The 10,506-nt window shown below is 36.1% G+C and carries 12 protein-coding genes and 1 pseudogene; 7 read left to right on the forward strand and 6 right to left on the reverse strand.

The genetic code is table 11. The features are described 5' to 3' along the window. Positions 1–18: 18 nt before the first annotated feature. Genes H4J70_RS10655 through H4J70_RS20710 form a run of 3 tightly spaced genes read right to left on the reverse strand, consistent with a single transcriptional unit; the run spans position 19 to position 1,302 of the window. Positions 19–822 carry a formyl transferase gene (locus H4J70_RS10655; RefSeq protein ID WP_182251100.1) on the reverse strand — a complete coding sequence of 268 codons (804 nt, stop codon included), beginning with the start codon at positions 820–822 and terminating at the stop codon, positions 19–21. 40 nt (positions 823–862) lie between these two features. Next, positions 863–1,069: a S9 family peptidase gene (locus tag H4J70_RS20705; protein WP_259368040.1), complete on the reverse strand. Its 207-nt coding sequence runs from the start codon at positions 1,067–1,069 to the stop codon at positions 863–865. Between the two features lie 44 nt (positions 1,070–1,113). Then, entirely contained in the window at positions 1,114–1,302 is a 189-nt protein-coding gene (locus tag H4J70_RS20710; protein WP_259368041.1) for a S9 family peptidase, read from the reverse strand. A 78-nt stretch (positions 1,303–1,380) separates the two neighbouring features. On the opposite strand from H4J70_RS20710, the gene H4J70_RS10665 reads away from it, so the two are divergent. Continuing rightward, entirely contained in the window at positions 1,381–1,569 is a 189-nt protein-coding gene (locus H4J70_RS10665) for a DUF2892 domain-containing protein (RefSeq protein WP_070375470.1), read from the forward strand. A 254-nt stretch (positions 1,570–1,823) separates the two neighbouring features. Here the strand turns inward: H4J70_RS10665 and H4J70_RS10670 are convergent, their stop codons facing one another. Then, entirely contained in the window at positions 1,824–2,087 is a 264-nt protein-coding gene (locus H4J70_RS10670; protein ID WP_070375469.1) for a hypothetical protein, read from the reverse strand. Positions 2,088–2,425: 338 nt separating this feature from the next. Between H4J70_RS10670 and H4J70_RS10675 the strand changes: the two genes are divergently transcribed. The 5 genes and pseudogenes from H4J70_RS10675 to H4J70_RS21020 all read left to right on the forward strand — a co-directional run. After that, a complete protein-coding gene (locus H4J70_RS10675) occupies positions 2,426–3,184 on the forward strand; it encodes an ABC transporter substrate-binding protein (protein WP_182214478.1) in 759 nt (252 codons plus the stop codon). A gap of 170 nt (positions 3,185–3,354) precedes the next feature. Then, on the forward strand, positions 3,355–3,726 hold the full coding sequence (locus H4J70_RS10680) for a VOC family protein (protein WP_070375467.1): 372 nt from the start codon (positions 3,355–3,357) through the stop codon (positions 3,724–3,726). 133 nt (positions 3,727–3,859) lie between these two features. Continuing rightward, positions 3,860–4,057 carry a CPXCG motif-containing cysteine-rich protein gene (locus H4J70_RS10685; RefSeq protein WP_070375466.1) on the forward strand — a complete coding sequence of 66 codons (198 nt, stop codon included), beginning with the start codon at positions 3,860–3,862 and terminating at the stop codon, positions 4,055–4,057. A gap of 266 nt (positions 4,058–4,323) precedes the next feature. Further along, complete coding sequence (locus H4J70_RS10690) at positions 4,324–5,208, forward strand: MYG1 family protein (RefSeq protein WP_182251101.1); 885 nt, start codon at positions 4,324–4,326, stop codon at positions 5,206–5,208. A 251-nt stretch (positions 5,209–5,459) separates the two neighbouring features. Then, a pseudogene (locus H4J70_RS21020) lies at positions 5,460–5,552 on the forward strand (MYG1 family protein); the annotation flags it as partial. Positions 5,553–5,945: 393 nt separating this feature from the next. Here H4J70_RS21020 and H4J70_RS10695 read toward each other — a convergent pair. Both H4J70_RS10695 and H4J70_RS10700 read right to left on the reverse strand, forming a co-directional pair. Next, on the reverse strand, positions 5,946–8,198 hold the full coding sequence (locus tag H4J70_RS10695; RefSeq protein WP_182251102.1) for a hypothetical protein: 2,253 nt from the start codon (positions 8,196–8,198) through the stop codon (positions 5,946–5,948). A 307-nt stretch (positions 8,199–8,505) separates the two neighbouring features. After that, a complete protein-coding gene (locus tag H4J70_RS10700) occupies positions 8,506–9,147 on the reverse strand; it encodes a LysE family translocator (protein ID WP_182251103.1) in 642 nt (213 codons plus the stop codon). A gap of 115 nt (positions 9,148–9,262) precedes the next feature. Between H4J70_RS10700 and H4J70_RS10705 the strand changes: the two genes are divergently transcribed. After that, on the forward strand, positions 9,263–10,171 hold the full coding sequence (locus tag H4J70_RS10705; protein ID WP_182251104.1) for a LysR family transcriptional regulator: 909 nt from the start codon (positions 9,263–9,265) through the stop codon (positions 10,169–10,171). The last annotated feature ends 335 nt before the right edge of the window (positions 10,172–10,506 follow it).

The following is a 10,506-nucleotide window of genomic DNA, read 5'->3' on the forward strand; positions in this document are numbered from 1 at the left end:
TCAAACTAAAATTTATACTTACAAGTAATATTGTTGCATAAATTCAATGTACTCTTGCTCATCGGTGATTTTAAAACCACTTTGTTCAAAGTCTAGACATTCACTTTTATTTGGAAAGGTAAAATAGCTAGCACTCTTTTCTTGTGGCTGAGAACAAAGTAACTCGTCATTTTCAAGTGTTTCAATAGCCGCTAATATATCGGTTGCACCTTGCTTATAAAGCTCAAGCACATGCCATAAATAAGATTTCTCTCTATTAACTAGTGTGGTAGAAGTCTTGATTATTTTTCCTGTATCTATCGAACCATCGTCAATGGTGTGCAGTGTCGTACCTATTTTATCGTCGTTATTTTTCATTGCCCAAAACGTCGCCATCACGCCTTTATACTTAGGTAATATGCCAGAATGCAGATTAATAATGCCTTTGGTAGGAATATTAATAACCTTTTCTTTTAGGATGCCACCAAAGCGTATTGAAACAATAAGTTCGGGCGCCAACTCTTTCAAATCATTAATCATCTCAGGCGAATTAATTTGCTTGACGTCTCGAATCGCTGAATTTAAAAAGACGCTAAAGCCATCAAAAGTTTTATAGCTATCGTTATTACTTTTAGTCTTAGGAATTAGCGGACTTAGCAGTTGGTTAAACAAGTCTTGCTCGAAAAACTTTAGCGTCTTTAATGGCGTTGGTATCACACTGCTTTTGCCTACTTTTGCTGATAACCATAGATGAACCTCATGGTGTTTACAGACCTCTGGTAGCAGTTTATTCAGTGCAAAATTACTCGCTAAATCTTTATTAGCCAAAAATAAAATTTTCATAATTAAGCTCTTTTGCCTATTTTATATTAAGAATACATCATCACTTTAGGCTGACTAAATGTTGTTTAAAAAATTCGGCAATGGCTGTAAAAGCTTTGTGTCGATTACGCTGAATAGACAAATAGTGGTCGCCGTCTGCCAATTCAATATATTCAACTGGCTTATTTAAGTCTAATAGCTTCTGGTAAAATCTTTGGCTTTGACGAACATTAACCAAGGTATCGCTGGCACCATGGAATAATAACATAGGTATATTAATTCGCTTTGCCTGATAAAACGGTGAACGGGCGATTAAGTGTCAACATCTTTACCCATTTGGTGTTCTACAAATTTCTTATTAGTGTAGTAACGACTCTTAAAAAAAATATTTCGAAGGTCGCTCACTCCGGCAAAACTGACTGCGTACCAAAATAAGTCAGGTGTTTTTAACGCCGCCATGGCCGCCGCATAACCACCATAACTTGCGCCAACAACATACATTAGTATTTGCTAATTTAATAAAACCTAATATAATATGATGTAATACTAATTTAACCATACCAATATCACGGAGTTACCATGACTAAGAACGATGCATTAAGACTAATAGCAGGCACAATGATACTTATTTCACTTATTTTAACCGTAACATTATCAATAAACTGGTTATGGTTTACTGCTTTTATTGCGGTCAACTTAATACAGTCATCATTTACTAAATGGTGCCCAATGATGGTCTTATTAAAAAAAATAGGCCTAAAAGATTAACCAAACACCTTATTCTAGCAACAAACTCGTCGAATATTCTGAACCATCGGTATTAAGGAGTATAAAGTGTAATCACTGCCCTTTGGACTTATTCATTAATGCTTTAGTTTAGTGTGCCGACAGCCAGAAATTTTGCATCCTTCTATGGCGATTAGCTGATCGCCTATTTTTATCTGCTGGTAGTCTGTCTTAACCGCTAATACATCAATATTTCATACTATTAATGTATTAGAAAAAATTAATAGGATTACTATTTATAATCGAGTTATTTTTTCGTTTAGGTTGTAGTTTTTATCGGTAACGATAGCTTCCAATACCTCTATTCGACTTAATTGGTCACCCAGTGTTTTATTAACCGCTGCCGCGACTTCTGTTTCTAAATTAGCTTTTTCTAATTTCAACGCTTCTACTTCTAATTCTTTTATTTTCTTTTTATTGGTACTTAATACCAAAATAATTAAAAAACTCACTAAAAAAATCACAGCGATACTTAAAAATACCCAAAGGTTTATATTCATGGTTAGGTTGTCTCATTATTCATTAAATAAAAATGCTATCTTGCAAAGTTTATTCCTTATATATTTTATCATTATTTCAATCACTTAAAAAACGACAACTTGAAAATATGGCTATATTAGCTAAGCTTTAGCGAAGATTACTATTATTTCGCAGTATCACTTTGGCGATACAGTTCAATCAGTTCACCTTATAACGATTAAGCTGTCTGCCATAGCACCACAAACTTAGCAGGATTAAAACCCATTAAATATTTATAATTTCACCATGAGATTTATTCCCTTAACCACCTATATTCTGCTATGTTTATTGTAAGATCACCGATTGAAAAGAAAGTAAAATGACTCTACGTTGTAAAATAAAGTTATGCTTTATTAATATCCTTCTTATCACATCATGGCCACTCATCGCTGATACCTATAAGGTAATTTCTTACGATCCTGCCAATCCTCCACACAATATCTCTACAATAGATCAACAAGGCAAGGCTACAATATCAGGCATATTTGCCGACATGTTTCACCAAATAGGAGAAATTACCGGCGATACTTTTATAATGGTTAAAATGCCAGCCGCTAGAGCTATGCTTGAATTTGACCTTGGCCGTGTTGATATTGAACCCGGAATCAACCCTATTTGGCGCAGTAATTCAAAAGAAATAGGTTTGTATTCCATTGCCTATGAACGTGTTGAAGAAGTGATTGTTTTTCGCTCTGGTGATGAATTTGAAGTAAAAGGACCAAGAGATTTATTTGGACACAAAGTAGGCATAGTTAGAGGCTTCACTTATCCTAGGTTTGAGGCATCCTTTACCAATAATGACATCAACAAGGTATTAAATAAATCAGAAAGTTTGCTCATTAAGCAATTGTTGGCTGAACGTGTTGACCAAATTTTTATCAGTAAATCCTCAATACAATATATGAAAAGACATCTTCCAACTTTAAGTGATATTGTCGTGGGAGACGTGGTGAGCTCGGTAGAAGTTATGATGCGTGTACACCCAACAAAACTTGAACTTTTACCAAGATTAAATAAAGCATTACAACAAATGATTGATAATAAAAGCATTGAGAAAATTATTGCTAAATACCAATAAATAGTTAGCCACGTTATTAAAATAGTTAATATTCATCATATTGTACGAGTTATAAATCCATCCCATAATATCTGAATAAACAAGCGTTATTGACATGATTTGGTTAACCTGTTGTAGTTAACATTCTACTTAAAATGAATCACCTTAATCATAATTAAAAAGGAATAGATATGCTTAGCTATGCCACCATCGGTGTAACCGATTTAGAAAAATCAGAAGCCTTTTATAATGAACTCTTGGCACCTATAGGCGCTAAAACGTTAATAAAAATGGAACGCATTATATTTATTGGTAAAAGTATGAAAGAGCCCATGCTCGCTATTTGTGTACCTTATAATGAAGCGCCTCAAAACTGTGGTAACGGCAATATGCTTGCTATTGCGCCGGGCTCAAAAGAGCAGTGCGATGAAATGTATCATAAAGCCATTGCCTTAGGTGCGACTTGTGATGGAGAACCAGGGCAGCGTATACCTGACGTATTTTATGGTGCTTACTTTCGTGATTTAGATGGTAACAAAATCGTTTTTAATCATTTTGGTTAATTACCAGTATTCAGGCATAGCGTTGAGTTATGCTTGAATATGGCTTTATCATTACACCTTTCCCACCTATCATTTAAAATAACTCTCGATAATGAACGATTATATTACTGACAATTATAGGAAACCGTAACAATTGAATCAATTGACTAAAAAGCGCATAGGATGTCCTTATTGTGGCGAAACAATTAAAGTACTCATTGATTCAGCCGACGTAGACCAGCAGTATATTGAAGATTGCCAAGTTTGCTGTAAACCAATAATTTTTTTAGTTTCAGAAAGCATGGACGGTGATCTTGATGTTAATGTTTACAGCGAAGATGATGCGTTTTAAGCCCAATTTAGAAAATACCCCCTATCATTCCCCTTAGCTAAACGCAGATTCAATCAACATTATTAACAAGGATATTATTGTTCTTTATTGATTTTTGCACCGCTATTGAAAACTAGTGTTATTAAAAGCCCACTATTTTTGTGAGCTGTCTTCGTATAGAATCTGCCTTATAATTTCTACACCTTGACGTTGTCCCAAATCGGCCAGTCAAAATAGTGAAGTTAACTAGCAACATCTTCTTATTCCTTTCTAAAATGATATAAAAAATGAATGATATAACTATAGCAACTCACAACGGTAATTTTCATGCAGATGACGTGTTTAGTATCGCTGCTCTTAAACACATTTTTCCTAACTTTAACCTCATACGCACACGCAATTTAGAGGTTATCGGTAAAGCAGATCTTGTTATTGATGTAGGTGGTGAATATAACGCAGATGCAGGTCGATTCGATCACCATCAGCGTGGTGGTGCCGGTGAGCGCGAAAATGGAATTCCTTATTCTTCATTTGGCTTGGTTTGGCAGAAATATGGCTTAGAAATATGTCAGGGTAACCAAGACGTAGCTAACGCTGTTGATGCAGGGCTAGTTTCAACAATTGACGCTATTGATTGTGGCTATACCGAAGGCGCTTCTAAAGGTATAAACCAAGGTATTAGCCTTAGCCAAACGATTTCAATGTTCAACCCTACTTGGCAAGAAGATAGTCACTTTGATAGCTGTTTTGATGAGGCGGTTGAGTTTGCGACACGTATTTTGACACGATTTATTGCCTCTGCAAATGGCGGAATTAGTGCAAAAGAAATTGTCGCTAAAGCGATTGAGAATGCAGAAGATCCAAGAGTGATTGTTTTAGATAAATATACGCCATGGAAAAGAACCGTTCATTCTCTGTCTGCACAAGCTTTATATATGGTTTATCCTTCTGGTTCTGGTCCTTGGAGAATTCAAACAGTGCCTGTTGAACCGGGTTCATTCGAAGATAGAAAATCACTACCTCAAGCATGGGCTGGCTTATCTGATGATGCGCTAAAAGCCGTAACCGGTATTGACGATGCAATGTTCTGTCATAATGGCCTTTTCATAGCCGGAGCAGAAACTTTTGAAAGTACTATGAAAATGGCCGCTATTGCATTGCAGGAAGAATAATAACAATAGAAAAACCAAATGTTTTGTAGCTTAAATAGCCTGTTTATAGCCTGTTTATAGCCAGAGCAGAGACTTTTGAAAGTACTATGAAAATGGCCGCTATTGCATTGCAAGAAGAATAAAAACAACAGAAGAACCGAATGTTTTGTAGCTTAAATAGCCTTTTCATAGCCAGAGCAGAGACTTTTGAAAGTACTATGAAAATGGCTGCTATTGCATTGCAAGAAGAATAACAACAATAGAAAAACCAAATGTTTTGTAGCTTAAATAGCCTGTTTATAGCCGGAGCAGAAACTTTTGAAAGTACTATGAAAATGGCTGCTATTGCATTGCAAGAAGAATAAAAAACACAGAAGAACCGAATGTTTTGTAGCTTAAATAGCCTGTTCATAGCCGGAGCAGAGACTTTTGAAAGTACTATGAAAATGGCTGCTATTGCATTGCAAGAAACATAAAAAACACAGAAAAACCAAATGTTTTGTAGCTTAAATAGCCTGTTTATAGCAGAAGCAAAGTCTTTGAAAGTACTATGAAAATGGCTGCTATTGCATTGCAAGAAGAATAAAAAAATCGCATTATTCGCACTGTACCAATCACATTGCGATTATATGGCTGATTTCGCCTTAGTGATATCAGCCATAAACCAAACGTTCTGCCACAAAAACTTCTGATTTAACTATAGAAATACTGCACGCTATACAGACAAGAGTATAAATATCGTTTTATCAAAATCTTAACTATTGCTTAAGTACCGCTATTTGTTTTAGCATTTCAGTTTCTAATCGTCCTATTAATGCCGTAAACCTTGGCTGTTGCGCTAGATCGATAAAATAAGGTGATTGTAATAAGTTAGCACGCCAATTATATAAATAACCATTATCAATGGCAGCTTCGAGGTACTTAATGGTCTGCTCATCGTTATTTTCGAGTGAGCTACTGATAGCAAGGTTCATGTATTCAATACCCAACAAGCGTGCTTGACCTGTAAGATAAAAAGACTCATCTCGTCCCTTTACTCCCTCAATAAGCTTTTCAACTTTGGCTAACTGACCTTGTGCTTTATAAACACGGGCAAGTAGCAAAATGCCATTTACATTTTCTATAGCATTCAATGTTGCGGGGGGTGGTTGATTAACCCATTCATTTATCCCCGGGATATGAAGATTAATCAATGCCTCTGCATCGGCAAATTTTTGCTGCTTGAGTAATAAGTATATGGCACCAGTAATAAAGCGCTCTTTGAGTTGTGTACTGGGATATACCGTATTAACATCGGCTATGGTATCGTTAATGAGTATTAACGCTTTAGCGGTTTGCCCAAGATAAATAAGACTGTTCACTTTTTGATTGATAATTTCAGCGTTATTGGCATTAATCGACATTGCCTTTTCTGCATATTCAAGAGACTTAAGACCAGATCCCAAAGATAAATAGTAGATCGAAAGTGCTTGAGGAAAATATGGGTCGTTAGGGTCTAACCTTGCACCATTTTCAGCGAGCTTAATAGCATCAACAATTTGCCCCATATGCTGTGCATATATTTGTCCTAAATAAAAAGGATAAAAAGTATTCTTCGGGTTAACCTTAATAGCTTGTTTAAGCGTTTGTTCCGCTTCTGAATATTTTTGTAATGTTTGTACTAAATATACTGCAAAAAAATACGGTAAATCAGCATTAAGAGGGTCAACTTTTTGAGCCCTTTCAAATAAAGCCCTAGCGTTATCTTCTCCCATTTCAGCACCATTTGATTGTGCATGCCTTATGATGATATCAACATTATTAGGATTTAGCCGATAAGCTTCTTTTGCATACTGATTACGTAACTTACGATCTGTTTTTATAATTAATGACCGAACAAAATAAGCTTCAGCAGAGTTTGGATTAATGCTAAGTACTTCTTTAATTAGCGCTTCTGCCTTATCAAGTATTAGCCAATCAAAGCGACTACCCGTAATAATTTGACGAGCATATGTTTCTGCCAGCTTAATGCGCGCCATCAAAAATTCGGGAGCAATGTCTGTTGCTAACTCAAGAGCAGCAGCGGCATTATCTAAACTTTCAAAGGTATAGGTATGAAGTCCCCTTAGACCTTGCAGATATAAATCATAAGCTTTAGGGTTAATCGTTTGCGCAGAAGATACTGTCTTAACTAATGATATGCCTAAGGTTTCCTTCAGTGCATCGACAATTTCTGCTGATATTTCATCTTGTACTTGAAAGATGTCATCAAGCTCGCGATCATATGACTCAGACCACAAGTGTTTATCTGTTTCAGCATTGATGAGCTGAGCGGTTATACGCACTCTTACACCCGACTTTCTCACGCTGCCTTCGAGTACGTTTTTTACACCCAAAATTTTAGCAACTTCCGAAATATTAATCTTAGTATCTTTATAGGCAAACGCCGATGAACGAGAGGTTACTTGTAGTTTCGGTATTTTTGCTAATACATTTAATATTTCTTCTGAAATACCATCTGAAAAGTATTCTTGTTCTTTATCAGAAGACATATTTACAAAAGGAAGTACAGCAATCGAGGTACCCTTTGGCTCTGATATTAATGGATTATTTGCATTAACTTTGATGGAAACTTGGGCAATAACTTCAGCTTGTTCTGTTGGCAAGACTAAAGCTGTTGGTGATTGAAAACGACTCTCATAAATAAAGTAAATCAAGGCAATTGCCATAAGGCCAATAATGATAAAATCTAATTTACGACCTGTAAGAGCAGCAGTAGAATCTCCAGACGATATGGCGGATTCAAGCTTGATACCGTCGGGAGTTATTTCAAACGCCCAAGCAAAAAAAAGGGCAAAAGGAAAACCAATAAGACCAAAAAAAAATACCGCAGTATTTATCCAATTAGGCAAGTGTAATGCCGGAACAGCAATTGACGTGATTTGAACAACAACCCAAGCAAGAACAAGGTAGGCAATCCCAACCTTGAAAACATTTCGCCTTTTCAGTTCTGATATCAAAGATTCAGCCACATTTAATCCATAAATATGTTTATTTTTTAGCCATGTATAATCAATGTAATGCTATTAATGACTTAAATCAAACTTGAGAGGTTTAATAAGCCAATTTGCTTAATATAAAATATTACACAAAAAGAACGCCTGCAAAGTGTAAATGGTTATCAAATACATTGCATGCACATTCTCCATTGCCAAAGCCATTATCGAGGGTGTAATAGCCTTAGCTAAATCATTCAAACGTAAAGTGAGGGCTAAGGGCGAATCACTGGAAGGCTGATATAAGTTGGCAGACCTAAATAAACGCCTGATCAATCTTTACTTAAACAGCGTTCATTAAAATGAGCTTTATAGCAATTATCATCAATATGAATCCTGCGACTTTATCTATTTTTTGTTTGTGACGATTGAAACGAGGCATTATATTAGGGTGTGATAGCAATAACGCCACACCGCTGTACCAAATAAAATGAGCCAACATAATAATTATCCCATAACTTACTTGCATTATTAGCGGAGTATCTACAGAAACAACTTGCGTAAAAATACTTAAGAAGAAGATAGATGTTTTCGGATTTAAGATGTTGCAGGTAAAGCCTCGACGCATCGCGTTAAAAGGCGACATTGCTGCGGTTTGATTGTTGTGATCATTATTTAACAGATCACGTGTTGTTAATAACTGCCAGGCAACATAAATAAGGTAAGCCGCTCCTAAATATTTGATTGTCGCAAATAACCAGGCAGAGTTTGCAATCACAACCGCTAATCCTGCAATCGAATAGCTAGCATGTATACAAACTGATAAACACATACCTAGACTCATATATAACCCCGATAAACGGCCATTATAGATACTCGTGCGAGTCACCATGACAAAATCAGCACCAGGCAACATAGCCATAAAAATAGCGATGGTGCTTACCGCAATAATTTCTGTCATGTAAGTACTTATTAACAACTCCATATTTCTCTCTCATCATTTAAAATAGTCTCATAGCAACTCACTTGTTACTGTGCAGCTATGTTAATCTATGAGAAATTTAAAACAATACACCTATTTGTAAAAGGACTTGTGCTTGATGGACACAAATAAACTAATCCCCTTATTGTCTGATATGGCTATTTTGGTAACTGTCGTTGAGCAGGGCAACTTTAGTAAAGCGGCTATAAAACTTGGGGTAACACCCTCAGCGGTAAGTCGCCAAATTAGCCGATTAGAAGATGCTTTAGGCATAAAACTATTACAACGCACTACACGGCAACTAGCGTTAACAGAGTCAGGAACATTAACCTTTAATTATTGTAAACAAATGATAGAGTCAGCAGAGCAAGCCGTTAATGCCAGTAGCTCGACAACATCAACGGTTAGTGGATTGTTGAGGGTGGCGGCACCAAAATCACTTGCCAATCGAGTATTGCGGCCACTCTTTGTCGAGTTTTTAAAGTGCTACCCTGATATTCAATTGCATTTAAAAGTAACTGACCGGATTTTAGATCCTATTCATGACGGTGTTGATTTCTTAATTCATATCAATGACAACCCGATTGAAGCTTTGGTCAACGTTAAAATTGGTCGCAGTGAACAAGTGTTATGTGCCAGTCCTGATTTTCTAGCTAACCATCAGCTACCAACACACCCCGACGATTTAAAAAATTTACCCTGCCTTTGCTTAGGTGAAAATATGTCAGATAGCCGGTGGCGATTTAGTCAAAAAAATCAACAAACAAGCGTACAAGTCACTGGTTCATATTTACTTAACCACAGTGAAATGCGTCGAGACGCTATTGAACAGGGCTTTGGTATTGGCTCTCTGCCTGATTATATCGCGCAACAGGGCATTAGCAGTGGCAAGCTCATTCCACTTTTGGAAGATTGGCGGTTACAAGGTAATTACCAAGGTGATATTTGTTTGCAGTATGTACAAAGTAAATATTTACCCAATAAGAACCGAATTTTTATCGATTTTATGAAGCAAAAGTTACAATAAATACAGCCCCACTCGTGAGGCATTAAACCATTAATTTAAATAATTTAAAGACACTCACTTTAAAGATCAAAAAGTAATTAATAAGACACTCATGTTAAAAAGCTAAATAGATGACAAATAAACTTCAACATTTATGGAGTCCTCAGCTATAAGAGATATTTTGACAATATATGCATGTATTAAAGAAAGATGTAGTCAATTTGCTCCCAAAATAACAATTTTTTGGCAAGGCTATTTCTCCAAAATCATGGCTTTATAATTCACACCTGTTTTAATGTTTTCAAGCAAAGAGTTTATTGCAATGGCTTAAGTTATGTCGTCGCTTTAATTGCTGA

Origin of the sequence: Colwellia sp. BRX8-9 (assembly GCF_014077245.1) — a bacterium.
Classification (GTDB): domain Bacteria; phylum Pseudomonadota; class Gammaproteobacteria; order Enterobacterales; family Alteromonadaceae; genus Colwellia_A.